Annotated in this window: 26 protein-coding genes; 10 read left to right on the top strand and 16 right to left on the bottom strand. The window is 40.7% G+C overall.

Features of this window, described 5'->3' with window-relative positions; genetic code table 11:
* On the bottom strand, positions 1-667 hold a 667-nt coding region (locus tag IM753_RS05710), incomplete at its 3' end, for a WG repeat-containing protein (protein ID WP_194108861.1).
* Between the two features lie 99 nt (positions 668-766).
* On the opposite strand from IM753_RS05710, the gene cysS reads away from it, so the two are divergent.
* From cysS to IM753_RS05680, 5 genes are all read left to right on the top strand, one after another.
* On the top strand, positions 767-2,164 hold the full coding sequence (gene cysS / locus IM753_RS05705; RefSeq protein ID WP_194108860.1) for a cysteine--tRNA ligase: 1,398 nt from the start codon (positions 767-769) through the stop codon (positions 2,162-2,164).
* A gap of 405 nt (positions 2,165-2,569) precedes the next feature.
* Positions 2,570-2,779 (top strand): hypothetical protein, encoded by a 210-nt coding sequence (locus tag IM753_RS05695; protein ID WP_194108859.1) that lies wholly within the window; start codon positions 2,570-2,572, stop codon positions 2,777-2,779.
* Entirely contained in the window at positions 2,739-3,368 is a 630-nt protein-coding gene (locus IM753_RS05690; RefSeq protein ID WP_194108858.1) for a hypothetical protein, read from the top strand. Before IM753_RS05695 ends, IM753_RS05690 begins: the two co-directional genes overlap by 41 nt.
* Before the next feature lie 24 nt (positions 3,369-3,392).
* Complete coding sequence (locus IM753_RS05685) at positions 3,393-3,539, top strand: hypothetical protein (RefSeq protein ID WP_156065027.1); 147 nt, start codon at positions 3,393-3,395, stop codon at positions 3,537-3,539.
* Between the two features lie 170 nt (positions 3,540-3,709).
* Positions 3,710-4,216 (top strand): hypothetical protein, encoded by a 507-nt coding sequence (locus IM753_RS05680; RefSeq protein ID WP_065255448.1) that lies wholly within the window; start codon positions 3,710-3,712, stop codon positions 4,214-4,216.
* Between the two features lie 31 nt (positions 4,217-4,247).
* Here the strand turns inward: IM753_RS05680 and IM753_RS05675 are convergent, their stop codons facing one another.
* Both IM753_RS05675 and IM753_RS05670 read right to left on the bottom strand, forming a co-directional pair.
* The gene (locus IM753_RS05675) at positions 4,248-4,868 is read right to left on the bottom strand and encodes a hypothetical protein (protein WP_194108857.1); all 621 of its coding nucleotides are present in this window, start codon (positions 4,866-4,868) and stop codon (positions 4,248-4,250) included.
* A gap of 198 nt (positions 4,869-5,066) precedes the next feature.
* Positions 5,067-5,387 (bottom strand): hypothetical protein, encoded by a 321-nt coding sequence (locus IM753_RS05670; RefSeq protein ID WP_065255446.1) that lies wholly within the window; start codon positions 5,385-5,387, stop codon positions 5,067-5,069.
* Between the two features lie 333 nt (positions 5,388-5,720).
* Between IM753_RS05670 and guaB the strand changes: the two genes are divergently transcribed.
* Complete coding sequence (gene guaB / locus IM753_RS05665; protein ID WP_194108856.1) at positions 5,721-7,190, top strand: IMP dehydrogenase; 1,470 nt, start codon at positions 5,721-5,723, stop codon at positions 7,188-7,190.
* Positions 7,191-7,257: 67 nt separating this feature from the next.
* Here the strand turns inward: guaB and IM753_RS05660 are convergent, their stop codons facing one another.
* The 4 genes from IM753_RS05660 to IM753_RS05645 all read right to left on the bottom strand — a co-directional run bounded on the left by IM753_RS05660 (position 7,258) and on the right by IM753_RS05645 (position 8,900).
* Complete coding sequence (locus IM753_RS05660) at positions 7,258-7,857, bottom strand: hypothetical protein (RefSeq protein WP_156065025.1); 600 nt, start codon at positions 7,855-7,857, stop codon at positions 7,258-7,260.
* A gap of 12 nt (positions 7,858-7,869) precedes the next feature.
* Entirely contained in the window at positions 7,870-8,058 is a 189-nt protein-coding gene (locus IM753_RS05655) for a hypothetical protein (protein WP_194108855.1), read from the bottom strand.
* Positions 8,059-8,120: 62 nt separating this feature from the next.
* Entirely contained in the window at positions 8,121-8,465 is a 345-nt protein-coding gene (locus IM753_RS05650) for a hypothetical protein (RefSeq protein ID WP_194108854.1), read from the bottom strand.
* A 102-nt stretch (positions 8,466-8,567) separates the two neighbouring features.
* On the bottom strand, positions 8,568-8,900 hold the full coding sequence (locus tag IM753_RS05645) for a DUF3144 domain-containing protein (protein ID WP_227713081.1): 333 nt from the start codon (positions 8,898-8,900) through the stop codon (positions 8,568-8,570).
* A gap of 85 nt (positions 8,901-8,985) precedes the next feature.
* Here IM753_RS05645 and IM753_RS13290 point away from each other — a divergent pair, with 85 nt between their 5' ends.
* Positions 8,986-9,108, top strand: coding sequence for a hypothetical protein (locus IM753_RS13290; protein ID WP_255518635.1), 123 nt, complete (start codon positions 8,986-8,988; stop codon positions 9,106-9,108).
* 210 nt (positions 9,109-9,318) lie between these two features.
* Here IM753_RS13290 and metK read toward each other — a convergent pair whose 3' ends face one another.
* Positions 9,319-10,485 carry a methionine adenosyltransferase gene (gene metK / locus IM753_RS05640; protein WP_194108853.1) on the bottom strand — a complete coding sequence of 389 codons (1,167 nt, stop codon included), beginning with the start codon at positions 10,483-10,485 and terminating at the stop codon, positions 9,319-9,321.
* A gap of 463 nt (positions 10,486-10,948) precedes the next feature.
* Here metK and IM753_RS05635 point away from each other — a divergent pair, with 463 nt between their 5' ends.
* Positions 10,949-11,431 carry a hypothetical protein gene (locus IM753_RS05635; RefSeq protein WP_065255440.1) on the top strand — a complete coding sequence of 161 codons (483 nt, stop codon included), beginning with the start codon at positions 10,949-10,951 and terminating at the stop codon, positions 11,429-11,431.
* Positions 11,432-11,830: 399 nt separating this feature from the next.
* Here IM753_RS05635 and IM753_RS05630 read toward each other — a convergent pair whose 3' ends face one another.
* Genes IM753_RS05630 through IM753_RS05615 form a run of 4 tightly spaced genes read right to left on the bottom strand, consistent with a single transcriptional unit; the run spans position 11,831 to position 14,425 of the window.
* Positions 11,831-12,664, bottom strand: coding sequence for an NAD-dependent epimerase/dehydratase family protein (locus IM753_RS05630; protein ID WP_065255438.1), 834 nt, complete (start codon positions 12,662-12,664; stop codon positions 11,831-11,833).
* The gene (locus IM753_RS05625) at positions 12,661-13,089 is read right to left on the bottom strand and encodes a thiol-disulfide oxidoreductase DCC family protein (protein ID WP_194108851.1); all 429 of its coding nucleotides are present in this window, start codon (positions 13,087-13,089) and stop codon (positions 12,661-12,663) included. Before IM753_RS05625 ends, IM753_RS05630 begins: the two co-directional genes overlap by 4 nt.
* Positions 13,086-13,985 (bottom strand): TIGR01777 family oxidoreductase, encoded by a 900-nt coding sequence (locus tag IM753_RS05620; protein ID WP_065255436.1) that lies wholly within the window; start codon positions 13,983-13,985, stop codon positions 13,086-13,088. Before IM753_RS05620 ends, IM753_RS05625 begins: the two co-directional genes overlap by 4 nt.
* Positions 13,982-14,425 (bottom strand): hypothetical protein, encoded by a 444-nt coding sequence (locus IM753_RS05615; RefSeq protein ID WP_227713080.1) that lies wholly within the window; start codon positions 14,423-14,425, stop codon positions 13,982-13,984. Before IM753_RS05615 ends, IM753_RS05620 begins: the two co-directional genes overlap by 4 nt.
* Before the next feature lie 93 nt (positions 14,426-14,518).
* Between IM753_RS05615 and IM753_RS05610 the strand changes: the two genes are divergently transcribed.
* Complete coding sequence (locus IM753_RS05610; RefSeq protein WP_227713079.1) at positions 14,519-14,803, top strand: hypothetical protein; 285 nt, start codon at positions 14,519-14,521, stop codon at positions 14,801-14,803.
* Here the strand turns inward: IM753_RS05610 and IM753_RS05605 are convergent.
* Genes IM753_RS05605 through IM753_RS05590 form a run of 4 tightly spaced genes read right to left on the bottom strand, consistent with a single transcriptional unit; the run spans position 14,800 to position 16,862 of the window.
* Positions 14,800-15,240 carry a thiol-disulfide oxidoreductase DCC family protein gene (locus IM753_RS05605; protein ID WP_065255433.1) on the bottom strand — a complete coding sequence of 147 codons (441 nt, stop codon included), beginning with the start codon at positions 15,238-15,240 and terminating at the stop codon, positions 14,800-14,802. The two genes, IM753_RS05610 and IM753_RS05605, sit on opposite strands and share 4 nt — an antisense overlap.
* Before the next feature lie 53 nt (positions 15,241-15,293).
* Positions 15,294-15,815 carry a hypothetical protein gene (locus IM753_RS05600; protein ID WP_065255432.1) on the bottom strand — a complete coding sequence of 174 codons (522 nt, stop codon included), beginning with the start codon at positions 15,813-15,815 and terminating at the stop codon, positions 15,294-15,296.
* 9 nt (positions 15,816-15,824) lie between these two features.
* Positions 15,825-16,328: a hypothetical protein gene (locus IM753_RS05595; RefSeq protein ID WP_065255431.1), complete on the bottom strand. Its 504-nt coding sequence runs from the start codon at positions 16,326-16,328 to the stop codon at positions 15,825-15,827.
* A 15-nt stretch (positions 16,329-16,343) separates the two neighbouring features.
* The gene (locus tag IM753_RS05590) at positions 16,344-16,862 is read right to left on the bottom strand and encodes a GbsR/MarR family transcriptional regulator (protein ID WP_065255430.1); all 519 of its coding nucleotides are present in this window, start codon (positions 16,860-16,862) and stop codon (positions 16,344-16,346) included.
* A gap of 284 nt (positions 16,863-17,146) precedes the next feature.
* Between IM753_RS05590 and IM753_RS05585 the strand changes: the two genes are divergently transcribed.
* A complete protein-coding gene (locus IM753_RS05585) occupies positions 17,147-18,661 on the top strand; it encodes an aldehyde dehydrogenase family protein (RefSeq protein ID WP_194108849.1) in 1,515 nt (504 codons plus the stop codon).
* Positions 18,662-18,672 lie beyond the last annotated feature (11 nt).

Raw genomic sequence — 18,672 nt, 5'->3', positions numbered from 1 at the left:
ATAAACCTGAAAACCCTTGATAAAACATGACTGGGTTGTCATACATGGGTGTGATGATTTCATGACCGTGTGCGTCTATCACGCCATACAGCCCGTCTTTTTCGACAGTAAATACATCATCATATCCATTGATGATGTTATCATAACGCCCAAATGGCACCATCATTCTGCCTTTGGTATCAACCAAGGCGTATTGCATTCTTTTATCAATGACCATTGCAATATCAGACTCATCGCCTGCCTTTAACTCGTCTAAGCCATCAAGATCTAAGGTGGTAATGACAAAAGGCTGGGGGCTGACATCGGTGGCGATATCTTGTAAGATTTTGGGGGTATGGATTTCGTGGTAAATATTATCTAGCAATAATTTGCCGTCTTTGTCTATCATACCCAAAGGGTAGGGGGCTTGACCAAAAGGGGTCTGGACATAATTACCAACCCGAGCAAGTCCTTGGTGGTTTGGGCATTCTACAAATTCAAAATCAGCAGTAGGCTTCATGCAGGGTTCTGTATTTTGCAGTAGCACATGGTCAAAATGTACGCCATATAACACAACGTCTTTGACGTTATCCAAGGTCTTGATATCAGATAAATCATTTGGGTTATAGACATTGACTGCCGATGCACACATGGCATAGCCAAGTAATGCCAATGGTAAATATCTCATGTGATGACCTTGGTTAATTTTTGGTAAATTATAGCACTTTCCCCCAAATTCTGCTATGATAAAGGCTTTTATTTACACCAGTTACCCAAAAGGCACACCATGAGCGATTTACACCTTTATAACACCCTATCGGCACAAAAAGAGCGGTTTGTTCCTATCCATGACGGCAAAGTGGGTATGTACGTCTGTGGCATGACGGTGTACGATTATTGTCATATCGGACACGCTCGGGTCATGGTGAGTTTTGACGTGATTTATCGTTGGTTGTCTCGTTATTTTGAGGTGAACTACGTCCGCAACATCACCGACATTGACGACAAAATCATCAAACGAGCAAACGAAAACGGCGAAACCATTGGCGAGCTGACCGAGCGTTTTATTAGTGCCATGCACGAAGATGCCGACCGTTTGGGGTGCTTACGTCCGACCAGCGAACCCAAAGCAACCGACCACATTCCGCAGATGCTGGATATGATAAATACCTTAGAGTCCAAAGACTTAGCCTATCAAGGGGCAAGTGGCGATGTGTATTATAAGGTGGCAAATTTCCCCGACTATGGCAAGCTATCCAAACGCAAACTTGCCGATATGCAAGCAGGGGCAAGGGTGGAGACGGTGGACGATAAGGACAATCCTTTTGATTTTGTGCTGTGGAAATCCGCCAAACCGTCCGAACCACATTGGCAAAGTCCGTGGGGCTTGGGTCGCCCTGGTTGGCACATTGAGTGCAGTGCGATGAGTACCTGCTGTTTGGGCGAGAGTTTTGACATTCATGGCGGTGGGCATGATTTGCAGTTTCCGCACCACGAAAACGAGATTGCCCAAAGCGAAGGGGCGACAGGCAAACAGTACGCCAACAACTGGCTACACGTTGGTTTTGTCAATGTGGACGGCGAAAAAATGAGCAAATCCCTAAACAACTTCTTTACCATTCGTGAAGTGTTGCAGGATTTTCATGCCGAGACCATTCGCTTTTTTATCCTATCTAGCCATTATCGTAGTCCGATTAACTTCTCTGATACCGCCCTAAAAGAAAGCCATACCGCCTTATCACGCCTATATCACGCCCTAAAACCGTTTGATGTGGTAGGCACGGACGAGACAGCGTGGGGAAGCGAGTACGGGCAAGCCTTTGTGCGTGCGATGAATGACGACTTTAACACCGCCCAAGCGGTGAGTATCTTGTTTGAGATTGCAGGCGAGATAAATAAAGCGGTCAAGGCAGGCGACACAGCAAGTGGGCTACAATTTGCCGTGATATTAAAGACCTTAGCAAGCGTGCTAAATATCGCCCAAACCGCCCCCCAAGCCTTTTTGCAAGCCCAAATTGGCGATGAGAGCATTTCTGAAAGTGAGATTTTGGCGATGATTGATAAACGCAAACAAGCCAAAGCCGATAAGGATTTTGCCCTTGCCGACCAAATCCGTGCCGAGCTAAAAGAAAAAGGCGTGGAGCTAGAAGACAGCAGGGCAGGGACAAGCTGGCGGAGAATTTAGATTATTTTTGAGTTTGGTAGGGTGCGTATTACGCACCCTACGTTCAACTAATGAGGCAGAGGCAACCAAGCAACCAATTAAGCAATAATGGAAGTAGTGATTGCTTTTGTGGGGACAGAATCACCAATACTGCCGGTGGTTAGCCAAACAACATTTAACCCTATGCACTGCAAACGAATCCAAACAAACAAGGCAACACTATTTATCATTAAATCAAACCTAAGCATTCCAATGCTACTATTAAATTCACAAGGTATAACTTGGATGGTTTTTATCATCCATGATAATCAAAGATGAAGAGATGGGTAGCAATTATGTTTATGGGTATAACGGTGCAGGCTATTGTTCATCCCATTAATGTAGCCCCTACAACCAACATTAATATAAATGAGCTTAGGTAGAATCATGCTAAAATCTCACCATCTTATAGGAATGATTGCTATCACTCTTGCAATAACTAGCTGTGAGAAAAAACCCTATTCTCCACCACAAGAAACCAAAGAAGAGACAAAAGCAAGATACGACAAATTACTCGCTTGCAAACCTGACAAACCCTTATCCAAAGGTGAGCTGTATGAAAAAGCCATGGTGCAGTATTGGCAGAAAAAAAACTGATTATGCGTTTCGTGCAGATTATAATGCTTATGAATCTGAGATGGAAAAACCTAAACTATATCGCAATAAGCTAGCAGGTAATGAATACCAATTCAAATGTGGATTAACTTATCACGCAGACGGCACACCTGACAAGGTTACTAATGATATCTGCTATCCTTATCAAGTGTATCAATTTGATGATTTAAATGATTTTTATTTTGGTGATGACAAAGAATCAAAAAATAAAAATATTTATGATTTTATTAAAAATAATAATGCCCAAGTCTATCGTTGGGATAAACAACCACCCATTTATACAAAAGAACATTATAATAAAGATGTGGATTTTATGGTGAGACACTCCATTGATAGAGTTCGTATTTACCCCAAAGATTGTTGCAAGCTTCTTAATTATCAAGAAGTTTTAAGTCAAGAAAAAAATGGGGTTTTTTATTATAGCGGCTGGAGTCGAAGTTTGGTTTCCAAAGAACATTTATCAAAACATCATTTTTTATCCATCAAAACCATTGAGACTAGATTTCACGATAACACTGTTGAAGATACGTATTTTTTGTACCCTATCACCCATTGTGGTAAAATTCTTTAGTTTTTCTTAATAACGGAGTCAATTATGGCAACTTTAAATGTGTATGGCAACTACGCAGAGCAAATGCTGTCCCTATATCTATGGGGACAGACCACACCACCAGCTCCATCAGAGCTTGCTGATGACAAGTGGATTCGCCCTAGCGATGCCGCAAGTACAGCAGTTTGGTAGGGTGCGTATTACGCACCCTATGTTCAACTAATTGATGATAATTTTGGATAGACTTGTAGAGGTAAATTGCAATTTACCCTTGCATGATTATCCAGTTTAGGTTATTTGGTTATATGGTAAAAGGTGCGTATTACGTACCCCTATGCTTAACTATCACTCACAAATAAATCATGACAAAACCCATTTATAAACAAATTATTACCTATATCATCGCCTTGTTATTGGCGGGTGGTAGTGCATTTTTGGCAAATGATGTGATGACATTTGGCGGACTGATGGTGTTGGGTGTGATGATGTTTGTGATGACTGCTTATATTGTCTTTGCCAAAGAAGCCAAAAAGGTCGCTGACGGTATTTTTGCCGTGCTGTTTTTTATGGTGGGGTTTTGGGTGTTTTGGTTTGGTGGTACTTTATTTGGCTCTAACTGCTTTATCGATGATGCTGGAATACAACGCTGTGTCATGCCAACTGCTCATATGTTGGTAGGGTTTGTTATTGCATTTATCGCCACGCCTTTGTCTTGGCGGTTTTATAAAGCCAAACGCACTCAAAGAAATGAAATGATATGGCTGTTGGCGATAATGGTTGGTTGGGCGATGGGGCTATTGATAAATGTGTTGGGGGGTGTAGTGGTTTATTATTTAGTGATATTAATTTATGTCATTGTCTGTGGGTGATTTTAATGCATAAAACCGAATAATAAAAACCTTAATTTTCAATATCTATTTGGCTATTAAAAATTTGATACAGCTCGTCTTTCTTTTTTGGGTCCGGTATTTCATCTAATAAATCTTTTGATTTTTGAATATACGCCACATTTCCAGCGTTTATTTCAGCCAGATAGTAAGATAATATTTCTTTTGGGTTGTCTTTTTTGTTATAGTTATTTTTCTTAATTTCTTCTTTTGCTTTTTTGGCAATATGAGAAAAGCAATTTGTTACCTTATCATTGTCGTAATCATTGATTTTCATGAGTTGGCATTTATAAATAAGTAGCCAATGATCGGGGTTACCCCTAAGAACTTCATCAATAAAATCTATGGCTTTATGAACATCTGTTAATGCATATATTTGCAATAATGCTTTGTACTTTTCATTCTTATCATTCATGCGATTTGCTTCTGGCACCAAGTCCAACAATAACCTTTTCGTTTTTTCGTTATCATCAATGACACCATTTATTGCGACGTCATTTATTTTTTGTATGACATAATGGTCGTATTCGTCTGTACTGGCAACATTAATTTCCGAAATGACATGATGTTCAGTTTTATCATAACCGCAAGATAACAATGAAGTCATTAATATTGCTACAATAATAAATTTCATTATATTTTCTCCGTATTTATATAAAATTCATATATGGCAGGGCTTGCGATGGGAGATATCCAATAAACTTTAAAATTACTACAAATGCAATGATGTTTGGATGTGGGGGCGTGCTAAGCACACCTTGTGTAGTAATGCCATCAAAGGATGTGTCTTTTTATGGGATGCAGTTCTTGAGACTGATAGCCTTAACCACCATCAACGATTAAACCGAATCACAGGCTGTCTGCTTGGGTCGCAGTCGCCATCACGCACATCTATTACCTTGGTGTCATCGGGGATAAAGGTGTGGGCGGCACAACGATTGCCAAAGGTTTTTTCAAAGCGTTGTCCGTTTTGTTCAAGCGTGGCACAGACGGGAATGTATTCCATGGTGCAGTGTCTGATGGGCATGGCAAGTTTTGGCAGGGTGGATGAATCTGGCTCTGCCGTATCGGTGGCGATGGGTTCGGTGGGGGTCGCTGTTGGCGTGGCACAGGCGGTCAGCAGTAATGGACAAAGTAGAACAAGGTATTTCATGGGTTCTCCTAGGGCAAATGTTGATTGTTGTGTTTGATAGGGTATTTTATATGATAAGTCGTCCTACTCTCAACTTTATTTTATAACTCTTTGATAAATATGGATTAATACAATAATTCACAAAAAATATTTGCCAAATCGGATAATCTGGCGTATAATGCACCGCTAATTTTACACGCACAAACCGATACACAATGCTAAAACGAACAAGCAACCGTATATCCACTAAAACGAACAAGCAACCGTATATCCAAAGGCTAGGCAGATGACTGCTTAGCCTTTTTCGGTTTTTTGATGTGTATTTTTATTCATTTTTTGCCATAAGGGGCTGTTATGTTAAGACTAAGTTATGAAGCACTGACCTTTGATGATGTATTGCTATTACCTGCTTATTCAGAAGTGTTACCCAAAGACGTGAATCTATCCACTCGCCTGGCCCGTGAGATTAATCTAAACTTGCCAATCCTATCGGCGGCAATGGACACCGTTACCGAATCAAAAATGGCAATCGCCATGGCACAGCTTGGCGGTATGGGTATTATCCACAAAAACATGGATATCTCCCGTCAAGCCAGTCGTGTCCGCCACGTCAAAAAGTTTGAAGCAGGCACCGTTGCCGACCCCATTACTGTAAGCCCTGAGACAAGTGTGGGCGAGCTACTTCGCATTACTCGTGAAAACCACATCTCGGGCGTGCCTGTGGTGGACGACAACCGTCAAGTGGTGGGGATTGTAACGCACCGTGATTTGCGTTTTGAGACCAATCTTGACCAACCTGTCAAAAATGTGATGACTCCAAAGGATAAGCTCGTTACCGTCAAAGAAGGCGAATCTACCGAGAACATCAAACGCTTACTGCACACGCACCGCATTGAAAAAGTGATTGTGATTGATGATGAATTTCGCCTAAAAGGGCTGATTACCGTCAATGATTTTAGCAAAGCCGAAAATAACCCGAACGCTGCCAAAGACGCCCAAGGCCGCTTGCGTGTGGGGGCGGCAGTCGGTACAGGGGCGGACACCGAAGCCCGTGTGGAAGCGTTGGTGGAAGCGAACGTGGACGTGATTGTGGTGGATACCGCTCACGGGCATAGTCGTGGCGTGATTGATAAAGTCGCCTTTGTCAAGAAAAAATACCCCCATATCCAAGTCATTGGCGGTAACATTGCCACAGGCGATGCCGCCCTTGCCCTGCTTGACGCTGGGGCGGACGCTGTCAAAGTGGGTATCGGGCCTGGCTCTATCTGTACCACTCGTATCATTGCAGGCATTGGCGTGCCACAGATTAGTGCCATTGACAACGTGGCAAGTGCCTTACAAGAGCGTATTCCGCTCATCGCTGACGGTGGTATCCGTTTTTCTGGCGACATGGCAAAGGCTTTGGCGGCAGGGGCAAGCTGTATCATGGTGGGCGGACTCTTAGCAGGGACAGAAGAAGCCCCTGGGGAGATGGAGCTGTATCAAGGTCGCTACTATAAGGCATATCGTGGCATGGGGTCGCTTGGGGCGATGAGCGGACAAAATGGTTCATCTGACCGTTATTTTCAAGATGCCAAAGAAGGCGTGGAAAAACTTGTTCCAGAAGGCATTGAAGGGCGTGTGCCATACAAAGGCTCGGTAACAGGCATCATCAATCAGCTCGCTGGCGGTCTGCGTTCGTCCATGGGCTATACAGGCTGTGCGACCATCGAAGAGCTACGAACTAAGCCACAGTTTATTAAGGTAACATCGGCAGGTATGAAAGAGTCGCACGTTCATGATGTGCAGATTACCAAAGAAGCTCCAAATTATCGTCAAAGTTAATCAAACTTATCAAAGCTAATTTGCAAGATGATAAAAATCCGCTCAATCAAGGTTGGGCGGATTTTTGTTATAGTGTATATATCTCGTACATAACCCACACCGCCCCAATCGCCATAACCGTCCAATATACTTTGGCGGTTGATGTCATGCGTTCGTCATTGCCGATATAAAACGGCTCATAACGTGGCACGGTTGTGCCTTTATGAATTTGCTTGATGAGTGCAAAAATCTCTTTTTCATTGATGAGTGTTTGCTCATAACGGCAAGTGGTTAATGCCAAATGTTCATTATCGCCCGTCTTTAAGCTGATGTCCATGCGATACACCAGAAGTCCAGAACGGTGATTTTCTTGAATGTGTAACGACAAATCCGCAATGTCATCAAACTCTATGAATTTATCATTAAAAATACCCCGTCCAATGATATAGTCTTTATCAATGATAAGCATGGGCTTTTTGATGATTAAATTTTTTAAAAAGATAATCAGAAAAAACAACCAAAACAAACCTGATAATAAAATAACCCCATTGATAAACCAACTACCAACATCAGATAACACATACCAAAAACAATAAGTCGCCCCGATACAAACGACAAGCATAAAGAATTGTATCACAAGAGAGCGTTGAGTGGGATATAGATATAGGGGCAAGCGAAAATTAACCATGGTGTTTTACCGTCATTTCATCAAACCCACAACAACCAACATCAGCACCACAAAACCAATCATAAATAACCCCCATGTTGTCATGCGGTCATGAATGTCCATATCAAAATCTTCAAATGTGGGCGGTATGTTGCCTTGATAAACTTGATTGATAAGATGAAAGATTTCTTTTTCATTTATTATTATTGTTTCATATTTCATACTTCTAATCGGTAGGTGTAATTTTTTGCCAGTGTTTAATAAAATGACGATATGCCAATGTTTCACGTCTTTATAAGTATGATAATCCAGTTCCAATGAGTGAATGTCTTTAAAAGCAATGGCATTATTTTATTAAACCATCTTTTTAATAATCCATGCCCGCCATTGATATGATAACGGGTAATCATTAAAACGGACTTAGGATTGATGAAAGAGATGATACATACCAAGACAACCAACGCCCCAAAAATCATCAGTACCATAGATAGGGCAATAATAAACCATTCGTCAGCGATAACATTAACAGTCCGCCCAAACCAAAACATCGCACCGCCAAAAGCCAAAGAAAATAGCAGGAATTTATTGGAATGATAAAGTTCTATCGGTAGGGGGATTTTATCGCTCATGGCTATGTCTAGGGTGATTTAAAATGTCATCATAAGGGCGAATGATTATATCCGCCCCTAACAATCTTTTGAAATATCATTAATTTTAAAATATCATTAACACTATTTTTTAATCCCTGTATATTTTTCAAAATTCTCGGCATAATCATCAATATTGTCCGCCAGCATTTTTTGGTATTGCTCAGTATAAAAGGCGATGATGTCCGCTTTTTCTTTGGCAAAATCCGACCCCTTAACAAAACCAATGCTTGCTGCTGACACCGCAAAACGAGCGGCGGCATAACTCAAAGATGCTGCCACTTGCCCTGCGTGAGAGTTTGGTGATAATTGGCTGTTGGCAAGCGTAATGACACTGTCCGCCCGCTCAAAAAAGGCGTTGGCATCTTGGGGTAATTCGGCGGTGTTGTTGGTCATTTGTTCGTTAAGGTTTGACATAAGATTTCCATAAGGTTGATAAAAAATTAACAAAAGCCAGTTTTTGGATGGCTTTTATAGGGCGTGTTGAACTTTGGTATTTGCAATGAAAAATGAGAAAAATCGCACGTTTTTCAAGGAAAAAACGCAGGTTGATAGTTATTCTATCAGACAAGTTTTTGACGATGAAAAACAAGATTTAGCCATTTTTCATGCAAAAATTGATTGAAATCATCAAATTTTCATCTTATTTTATAAAATGTTATCAATGTTCAACACGCCCTAGATAAAGAACTTTAAATTACCACAAATTTATAATATGTGGGCGTAGGGACGTGCTGAGCACGTCCTATAAATCGCTATATCATCAGGGGCGTGTTCAACACGCCCCTACAAAGCGTGTGGCAAACATCAAATTCGTTAGATGTATTTTAGCAAATTACCAATTCGTATCCGCTTTAATCGCTTCTACTTTATCGGTCTTTTCCCAAGTAAAGGCATTGTCCGTACCATGTCGCCCAAAATGCCCGTAACTTGCCGTGATTTGATACATCGGTTGTAGCAAGTCCAGCATACGAGTGATGCCGTAGGGGCGTAGGTCAAAATGGGTGCGGATAAGGCGGATAATCTCATCATTAGACACCTTGCCTGTATTAAAGGTATTGACCGAGATAGAAGTCGGCTCTGCCACGCCAATGGCATAGGACACTTGCACTTCAATGCGGTCGGCAAGCCCTGCCGCCACGATATTTTTGGCGACATAACGCCCTGCATAGGCAGCCGAACGGTCAACTTTGGACGGGTCTTTTCCGCTAAACGCACCGCCCCCATGACGAGCCATACCGCCATAAGTATCTACGATGATTTTACGTCCAGTCAGACCTGCGTCCCCCACAGGCCCCCCAATGACGAATTTGCCCGTTGGGTTGATGTGGTATTTTGTGCCAGCGTGGAGCAGTTCGGCAGGAATGACTTGTTTGATAATCTCTTCCATGACCGCTTCATGCAGGTCAGCTTGGCTAATCTCGGGGTCGTGCTGAGTGGACAGCACCAACGCATCTACCGCCAATGGGCGATGATTGTCATCATAGCGTAGGCTTACCTGTGCCTTAGCGTCTGGGCGTAGCCATGAGAGCGTGCCGTTTTTACGCAGTTCGGCTTGGCGTTCCATTAGGCGGTGTGAGAGCTGAATGGGAGCAGGCATGAGTACGTCTGTCTCATTGCACGCATAGCCAAACATCAACCCTTGGTCGCCTGCCCCTTGGTCTTCGGGGCGTTGTCTGTCCACGCCTTGGGCAATCTCGGGCGACTGCTTGCCAATCATGTTGATGACCGCACAGCTTGCCCCGTCAAAGCCCAAATCGCTATGGTTATAGCCGATTTTATTGACCGCACGGCGGACGATTGCTTCCACGTCAATGTTGGCATGGGTGGTGATTTCGCCTGCCAGTACTACCGCCCCTGTTTTGGTTAGGGTTTCGCACGCCACACGAGCGTCCTTGTCTTGGGTCAAAATCTCATCAAGTATGGCATCTGAGATTTGGTCTGCCATTTTATCAGGGTGTCCTTCGGAAACGGACTCTGATGTAAATAATTGATAATTCATAAAAAATCACTTAAATAGATTAAAAAACTTACGACATTCTGGTGGCTTTTCATCATTTACAACGTAAATCTAGGCTTGACAGAATGAGCAAAACTCTACATCGTAAGGCGAGAATATCTGGATTTTACATAGATATTTGGCGGAAAATTATACCCCATTTTGGCGGATAAATGTAAAAAAATAGATGAAAAAAATTTGGCAAACCATGAAAAATTTGGTAGTAGTCTAAAAAGTATGCTGAACTAGGTTTTCCGTTCACCCTGAGCCTGTCGAAGGGTAGGAAAACCGTTATGGTTCGACAAGCTCACCACGAACGGTTTTCCTTGTAGCATACTTTTTGAACCAGAACCAAAAATTTTATAGGGTTTGTTATTTTTCATTATTTTTCCATGATTTTTTCACAATCATACAAAGAGCAAGTGATTATAATACTACCAATTTTATCAACACAAAAAGGCATACTATGACACAAAAATATGACATGACTGAGCTTTGGTCAAAATGGACGGCATTGGTATGGTTAAATGCTATTCTTGGGTTGTTTCTTGGTGGTTTTTTGGATCTTAAATCATGGACGTATAATATAGGTATCTTTTTTGGTATTTGGGTATTTGTGCCAATCTATGTATTTTTGGATAAATATGCGTTGGATTATCAGTATGAACACCTTAGAAAATCTTTATGGATTAGCGTGCTTATTCGGGCGTTGATGCAATTTATAATGATTGTGGATATATTTTCAGGTGGGATAGCATTTGAATTGGTTGGCGGTATTATGGGTTTTAATATAAGTACTCACCCAACGAACATAGGATTTTTTGGAGCGTTTTTCTTGACGGTGGTAACAGGTGGGTTATTATCCGTTGTGGTGGCGATATTGACGGCGGTAATTATGGCAATGATGACGTTTGGTGATTATTTAAAAAATAATGGGGCTAAAAGATGAATAATATTTGGCTAAAATGGACAGGTCTGGTATGCTCCAATGCAATCGTTGGGTTTTTATTTTTGGGTGCTTTTGGGGGTTATTTTAGTAATTGGCTAGAGACATTAAGTTTGATATTGGGCGTATTGGTATTTGTGCCTATTTATGTGATGATAGATAAATATGCCTTAGCACATTATCCAACATTTAGCCTGATATTGCATGATATGGTTATGGGTAGGATTTTAATACAATTTAGTATTCTTACATAATTTGTGGTGGCTTTATTGGCGATAAAAATTTTAACGATGATAACAGGGTTTTATTATACGCCTTATTTTAAAGGTTTTATGCTGATGTTTATGTCGGGATTATTGGTATCTGTTTTTGTTTTAGGATTGTCGTGGATTATTTTTAAAATTAAAACCTAAAATCCTGATAATTGCGGGTATTTTTGCCTAATAAATTGATAAAATCATTTTCATCAACCACTTGGCTATTTTCTAATAATGTCAAATTATCCATAGAAAATAACGGATTTTTGTATATCGGATAAATCATTTTTAAAAATAATTTAGCAAAAAATAAAGGAATATTGATGATAAAAATAGGCTGTTTTTGATAAAAATTATTGGCTAGTATCTGTAAATAATATTTTAATAAAATGGGTGAGCCTACCATATTTATTATTCCATTTTTTTGAAAAGATAAAAGATGTAAAAACCCTAACGCCACATCATCAACATGAACAGGCTGTATGATAAAATGACCGCCATTAGGCAAAACCCAAATCGGTAGTTTGGCAAGTCTCAAAAACAGCTTGATGCTTGCTCCGCCTTGCCCAAACACCAAAGACGGACGAATGACCGTTACGCTAAAATCATCATCTGCCAATGCCAATAACGCCTTATCGCCACGCCCTTTACTGCCTACAAAAGCAATGGGCGAATGCTCGTCCGCTCCGAGTGCTGAGAGATTTAGCCAATGTTTTACACCATTTTGTTTGGCGATAGTGGCAAGGCAAACAGGCGTATGATGATGAATGTTTTCCATAAAGGCGGTATCATCACTCATCACGCCAACAGCGTTAATCACCACATCAATATCATCAAATAAATCAGGCGGTATGGTTGGACAATTAAAATCAAGCATTTTTGATGATAGGGTTTTGATATGATATAAGGGATTTTGACTTAATAAATCATTAATCTTTTTGCCAATAAATCCTGTATGACCGAATAATAAAATGTTCATGATTTTTTATGTTGATTTAATCGATCTTTTGGCGATAATTGACAAATACCATTATCGCATTCATTGATTTCTTGTACATTGCCAAACAGTTTGATGATAAGCCATTTTGGGATTTTGTGGCGGTATTTGGCAAATAAGGGATAGATAATGGCACTTAATGGCTTGATGATTGGCAAATGAAGCAGTTTGTTAAATTTGGTGTTGGCAGTTTGGTGCAAAAGTCGCACCGCTTTTATGCCTTTGTGCATGACATTATTATCATCTAATACGCATAAATAAGTCATGGCGGTTAATTCATCAATGCCATGCTTTTGTAATTCTGCCAAGCCGTCTTTTATGGCAATGATATGAATATCATCGCTTTTGATATGATAGGCTTCGGTACGACAAATGGGGCAAGTGTCATCATAATACATTTTAATCATAATTGATTCTCCAAAAAATAAATACTTTTGTCTTGAAACTCAAATCCCATAGAGAGTAATTGATTGGGAAAAACTTTTTGTCCGTCTATCAATAACGTTGCCATTTCGCCAAGCAATAATGATAAAAACCAAGACGGCAAATGAAATAACGTGGGTTTATTTAATAATTGCCCAATCGCTTTGGTAAAATCGGCATTGGTTATTGGATTGGGGCTTGTTAGATTATAAAATTGGCGAATGGGTAAATCATCGCTTTTATTTTTGGTAATGATAAACAGCACGGCACGCACCCAATCGGATAAACTAATAAAACTTAATACCTGTTTGCCATTACCAAGCCGTCCGCCAAGCCCCATTTTAAAGGCAGGTAGCAGACGAGTCATCATACCACCATTAGGGTCTAGCACCACGCCTGTGCGAATGATAGCGACTTTTGTGGGGCAAATATCAGTGGCGGATAGGGCAAGATTTTCCCAAGTTTGACAAAGCTCGCTAGCAAAATCTTGACAAATGGGTGATGAATTTTCATCAAAAATCGCATTATCCGACACGCCGTAATAACCAATCGCCGACCCACTTATCAATAAGGATGTGGGATTGTTTTTGATAAAGTCCAATATCGCCAAAGTGGGGTTTGTTCTACTATCAAAAAACCGTCTTTTTTGTTTATCGCTCCACCGTTTATCAGCAATGCCTGCCCCTGCCAAATTGATGATGACATCAATGGGTGTTGATAAGGTTTTTAGGGCATTGTAATCAATCACTTTGATATTATTTAAAGGCGTGATTTTATCAGGATTTTGGCTTATCCAAATCACATGATGACCTAAGTTTAATAATGCTGGGGTTAATTGTCGCCCCAAAAAACCACTACCGCCAGTGATTAAAATGTTCATAAACTCTCCTTATACTCTATCACAGATTTTGGCAGGACAAACCACCCAATAATTATGGCTGATAAAGCCCCTAATAATCCCATAACACTCATTATCGTTAAATCATCATTAACACTTTCTAATGATAATTTATCTGTAAAAAATAAAAATGCTAATGCGAATATAAAAGATGTAAAAAACCCTATTAAACTGATGATGAAAAAATGACTGGGTTTTTTATAAAATTTAAATTTACTAATCAAATATCCTGTGGCAGTTGCAGGAATAAACCCCACAAACATCCCAATAATACCGATAAATAATACCGAACCAATAAAGTCCAAAATATCTTTAATGCCGTCTAGCTCGCCCGCCATGCCAATTAACACGCCACCCACCAAACCACCTAAGACAGCATAGGTGTATAGGATTTTGTTTGTGGGATAGTTTGATTTGTTCATTTTTTACTCCTTAATAGGTTGATTGCAGATATGGCAAAAATCTGCTATGATAAACCCTTTTAAAAGATAAACATAAGTCTAAAAATACCTATTTTGACAACCATTTATCCGCAAGATTTTGAGACGCTTGATAATGCTTTATCCGCCTTTTATCAAAAGGTTTATTGTGATAAAGCAAGGCGTTGGTATAAAAAACGTTTGGGCTGTTATGAAAAACCGTCCGTTCTAAAACGCAAACGCCAAAAAATGAAACGTCTATTAAGCCAAAGACAAACTCGTCATTCTCGTGTTTGTGATGAGTCATTACCCAATCTTTGGCTAAAAATAGAATTAGATAAAAGCCTAGCACGAACTGCTCCCAATGCCGTTGGGCGTTAAGGTTTTGAATAAATATGGCAATTGCCAGTATCACATAATTCATTTAATCTTACATCATAAACCGCCCCATACCACCATTTTACCAAATAGGCAGGGATTAAATGACGGCGTTTGGCAAAATACGGATAAGCGATATCTAATAAGACATCAATCATGGGCAGATTAAATAACCAAAACGCCCCCACGCCAAATAGTCGTATATTTGCCATTTTGTACAACACTCGCACCGCTTCCATGCCTTTGTACCAAGCTCCACATTCGTCTTTGACGCACAGATGAGTCATGGCTTCTTGGTAGCTGATACCTGCTTGGGCAAGCTCGTTTTGTCCGTCCGATACGCTGATGATTGTGATACCGCCACCACCCAACCGCCACAAAGACATCGCTTCGCTACGGCATAGAGTGCAACTGTTGTCATAGAACATGGTGAGTTTCATGATATTTCCTTTTGAAATTTCTGTTAAAACAGAAATTATAATGCAAAAAAAATTTAAAAATTACTGGGTAATTTTGGTAAAAATAATTTACCACAAATCATCGCTGATATTCCGCCAATAATAGCCAATGGGAAAGATATAAGAAAAAAATCCCAAATTGTATTTTGCATATTCGGTTGTTGATTGCTAAAAACCACCATAAGTAAAGCACAAATTGCCGTTATTAAAAAACCAATGGCAAATATTTTGATATAATCTTTTTTATCAATAAAGATAAAATTTTTAAATGATAAATAAATACCTGTCAAAAAAGCAGGAATGCCACCCGCCAAAGCACCAAGAAAAGCAAATCCAAGTATATAAAATGGTAACTTTAAGAATAAACTTATTATGCCTTTATGACTTATGTGGTTTATTATTTGTTCATAGGTAGTTTCTATCATAAAACCAATGCAACAAAACATAATACCGCCAATCATACCGCCACATAGCCCAAACCCAAAAATCACTTTTATTTTTGGATAAATAAAGCCATGTTGTTTGGCATAAGCGAGAATTTCTTTTTTGGTTACCATTTTACTGTCCTATTTATCAAAGTTTTTAGGTAATTTTGGTAAAAATAATTTACCACAAATCATCGCTGATATTCCGCCAATAGAGCCAAGACTAAATAAGGTATATATTATTTGCCAAAATTCATCAGGTAAATTTATCCAATGATTAAAATAAATTGCCGAGAATATGGTGCCAACAACATACAAATGAAGATAATCCAAATTTTTTGCAATAATAAAATTAAAAATCGCACAATAAATTCCTGTCAATATAGCAGGTATGCAACCAAATACCGTGCCAAAAATAATGCTAAATAATAGAACAGAAAAAATCTTTTCAATCAAAGAAATGATGTTTATGTCATAAAATAAATTACCGCCATTAACAATAAGACGAGTCATTCTATCAATAACAAACACAGTCATTAAGCCAATCATACCGCCAAGCAACCCAAACCCAAAAATCACTTTTATCTTTGGATAAATAAAGCCATGTTGTTTGGCGTAAGCTAAGATTTCTTTTTTGGTTGCCATTTTATTGTTCTCTTTTTATTTTAAAAACTTCTGCACCGTTGCCCCAAGTTTTAGGATTTTATTAAGCGTCGTTGTAGAGAGTTTTAGCATTTCATTTGCCCAAGTGGTGAGCGTATCCACAAAGCCGTGCGTGTCCTTAATGCGTTGTTTTACCCCTTCGTTTTCTAGTTCAAATTCAGGCGTATTCATGAGTTCATCTAAAAACTGCACGGTAGGGGCAAGCTCTCTTTTGTAGCGTTCTTCTGCGATGACCCGAGCGAGCGTCCATACATCGCTACTCGTGGTAAAATAATCCCGTCTGTCGCCTAATATGTGCGTGGTCTGCACAAGATTTAGGCTTTGCAGTTCCTTAATGCTGTTTGAGACGTTGGAGCGGGCGACCCCGAGCGTATCTACGATTTGTTCGGCATTCATCGGCTTTGCCGTGATGAATAGTAGGGCGTGGATTTGGGCGACTGTGCGGTTTACGCCCCATTTACTGCCCATTTCGCCCCAATGCAGGACAAATTTTTCGGTGGTGGGGGAGAGTTTCATGATAGTTGCCTTTTTAACGTTTTTGGATATTTTAGAAGTTTTTATAATTTCTGTCAATACTGAAATTTAGAAATTTAACAAAATCATTTTTACAATCAAACAACATTTCACCCTTGCAATTTGGTCAATTTTAAGATAATTTACAACTGTACATATCGGCAATGCCAACAGCTTGGGTAGGCTATACTTAGGTAATTTGTACTTGGGTAAATTGGCGAGTCGATAGGTGCAAGTTGCAGGTTAATTCACCTTGCTTTTCGTTCACCTTGTTATAAGGAAATTGTATGCGTTACGCCAATCCCAATACAGACGGCTCAAAAGTCAACTTCAAATCCCAATACGAAAACTTCATCGGTGGCGAATGGGTTGCCCCTGTCAAAGGCGAGTACTTTGACGACATCTCGCCTGTGGACGGCAAAGCCTTTGCCAAAGTGCCAGACTCCACCAGCGAAGACATCGAGCTTGCCCTAGACGCTGCACACCTTGCCAAGGACGCTTGGGGCAAGACATCGCCCATGGAGCGAAGCAATATCTTATTAAAAATCGCCGACCGCCTAGAAGAGAACTTGGAGACGCTTGCCGTTGCCGAGACGTGGGAGAACGGCAAGCCTGTACGTGAGACGTTGGCGGCGGACATTCCCCTTGCCATTGACCATTTTCGCTACTTTGCAGGGTGCATTAGAGCTCAAGAAGGCGGTATCAGCGAGATTGACCATGACACGGTGGCTTATCATTTTCATGAGCCGTTGGGCGTGGTTGGGCAAATCATTCCATGGAATTTCCCCATTCTTATGGCGGCATGGAAAATCGCCCCTGCCTTGGCAGCAGGTAACTGTATCGTGTTAAAACCTGCCGAGCAAACGCCTGTGAGTATCCTTGTGCTGACCGAGCTTATCGAAGACATCTTGCCAAAAGGCGTGCTAAATATCGTCAATGGCGACGGCTTAAAGGTGGGCAAACCGCTTGCCACGAACCCACGCATTAGCAAAATCGCCTTTACAGGCTCGACCGAAGTCGGTCAATACATCATGCAATATGCGACCGAAAACATCATTCCTGTAACCTTGGAGCTTGGTGGTAAGTCGCCCAATGTGTTCTTTGCCGATGTCATGGACAAAGACGATGAGTTTTTGGACAAAGCCCTAGAAGGCTTTGCCATGTTCGCCCTAAACCAAGGCGAAGTCTGCACTTGTCCGTCTCGTGCGTTGGTGCATGAGAGTATCGCTGATGAGTTTATCAAGCGTGCCATTGACCGAGTCAAAAACATCAAAACAGGACATCCGCTTGACACCGAGACGATGATTGGGGCTCAGGCAAGCCAAGAACAGCAGGACAAAATCCTAAAATACATCGACATCGGTCAAAAAGAAGGGGCAGAGCTTCTGACAGGTGGCGGTGAGCGAAAAGAGAACGAAGACGGCGGATTTTATATTGAGCCGATTGTCTTTAAAGGCACCAATGAAATGCAGGTGTTCCGTGATGAAATCTTTGGTCCTGTCTTGACCGTTACGACCTTTAAGGACTTTGATGAAGCCATGCAAATCGCCAATGACACCATGTATGGTCTAGGTGCGGGCGTGTGGTCTCGTGATGGCACGACCGCTTATCGTGCAGGGCGTGCGATACAGGCAGGGCGTGTGTGGACAAACTGCTATCACATCTACCCTGCCCACGCTGCCTTTGGTGGCTACAAAAAATCAGGGATTGGGCGTGAAAACCACAAGATGATGTTAGAGCATTATCAGCAAACCAAAAACCTGTTGGTGAGCTACTCGCCCAAGGCAATGGGGTTTTTCTAAGTCTTTGATTG

Origin of the sequence: Moraxella sp. K127 (genome assembly GCF_015223095.1) — a bacterium.
Taxonomy (GTDB): Bacteria; Pseudomonadota; Gammaproteobacteria; order Pseudomonadales; family Moraxellaceae; genus Moraxella.
Note: the sequence above shows the minus strand (reverse complement) of the source record. Positions and strands in the feature narration are given on the sequence as shown.

Excerpts from the sequence above, each read along its gene's own strand:
- cysS (WP_194108860.1), top strand. The coding sequence starts at position 767 with ATGAGCGATTTACACCTTTATAACACCCTATCGGCACAAAAAGAGCGG.
- IM753_RS05695 (WP_194108859.1), top strand. The coding sequence starts at position 2,570 with ATGCTAAAATCTCACCATCTTATAGGAATGATTGCTATCACTCTTGCA.
- IM753_RS05690 (WP_194108858.1), top strand. The coding sequence starts at position 2,739 with ATGAAAAAGCCATGGTGCAGTATTGGCAGAAAAAAAACTGATTATGCG.
- IM753_RS05685 (WP_156065027.1), top strand. The coding sequence starts at position 3,393 with ATGGCAACTTTAAATGTGTATGGCAACTACGCAGAGCAAATGCTGTCC.
- IM753_RS05680 (WP_065255448.1), top strand. The coding sequence starts at position 3,710 with ATGACAAAACCCATTTATAAACAAATTATTACCTATATCATCGCCTTG.
- IM753_RS05675 (WP_194108857.1), bottom strand. The coding sequence starts at position 4,868 with ATGAAATTTATTATTGTAGCAATATTAATGACTTCATTGTTATCTTGC.
- IM753_RS05670 (WP_065255446.1), bottom strand. The coding sequence starts at position 5,387 with ATGAAATACCTTGTTCTACTTTGTCCATTACTGCTGACCGCCTGTGCC.
- guaB (WP_194108856.1), top strand. The coding sequence starts at position 5,721 with ATGTTAAGACTAAGTTATGAAGCACTGACCTTTGATGATGTATTGCTA.
- IM753_RS05660 (WP_156065025.1), bottom strand. The coding sequence starts at position 7,857 with ATGGTTAATTTTCGCTTGCCCCTATATCTATATCCCACTCAACGCTCT.
- IM753_RS05655 (WP_194108855.1), bottom strand. The coding sequence starts at position 8,058 with ATGAAATATGAAACAATAATAATAAATGAAAAAGAAATCTTTCATCTT.
- IM753_RS05650 (WP_194108854.1), bottom strand. The coding sequence starts at position 8,465 with ATGAGCGATAAAATCCCCCTACCGATAGAACTTTATCATTCCAATAAA.
- IM753_RS05645 (WP_227713081.1), bottom strand. The coding sequence starts at position 8,900 with ATGTCAAACCTTAACGAACAAATGACCAACAACACCGCCGAATTACCC.
- IM753_RS13290 (WP_255518635.1), top strand. The coding sequence starts at position 8,986 with ATGAAAAATGAGAAAAATCGCACGTTTTTCAAGGAAAAAACGCAGGTT.
- metK (WP_194108853.1), bottom strand. The coding sequence starts at position 10,485 with ATGAATTATCAATTATTTACATCAGAGTCCGTTTCCGAAGGACACCCT.
- IM753_RS05635 (WP_065255440.1), top strand. The coding sequence starts at position 10,949 with ATGACACAAAAATATGACATGACTGAGCTTTGGTCAAAATGGACGGCA.
- IM753_RS05630 (WP_065255438.1), bottom strand. The coding sequence starts at position 12,664 with ATGAACATTTTATTATTCGGTCATACAGGATTTATTGGCAAAAAGATT.
- IM753_RS05625 (WP_194108851.1), bottom strand. The coding sequence starts at position 13,089 with ATGATTAAAATGTATTATGATGACACTTGCCCCATTTGTCGTACCGAA.
- IM753_RS05620 (WP_065255436.1), bottom strand. The coding sequence starts at position 13,985 with ATGAACATTTTAATCACTGGCGGTAGTGGTTTTTTGGGGCGACAATTA.
- IM753_RS05615 (WP_227713080.1), bottom strand. The coding sequence starts at position 14,425 with ATGAACAAATCAAACTATCCCACAAACAAAATCCTATACACCTATGCT.
- IM753_RS05605 (WP_065255433.1), bottom strand. The coding sequence starts at position 15,240 with ATGAAACTCACCATGTTCTATGACAACAGTTGCACTCTATGCCGTAGC.
- IM753_RS05600 (WP_065255432.1), bottom strand. The coding sequence starts at position 15,815 with ATGGTAACCAAAAAAGAAATTCTCGCTTATGCCAAACAACATGGCTTT.
- IM753_RS05595 (WP_065255431.1), bottom strand. The coding sequence starts at position 16,328 with ATGGCAACCAAAAAAGAAATCTTAGCTTACGCCAAACAACATGGCTTT.
- IM753_RS05590 (WP_065255430.1), bottom strand. The coding sequence starts at position 16,862 with ATGAAACTCTCCCCCACCACCGAAAAATTTGTCCTGCATTGGGGCGAA.
- IM753_RS05585 (WP_194108849.1), top strand. The coding sequence starts at position 17,147 with ATGCGTTACGCCAATCCCAATACAGACGGCTCAAAAGTCAACTTCAAA.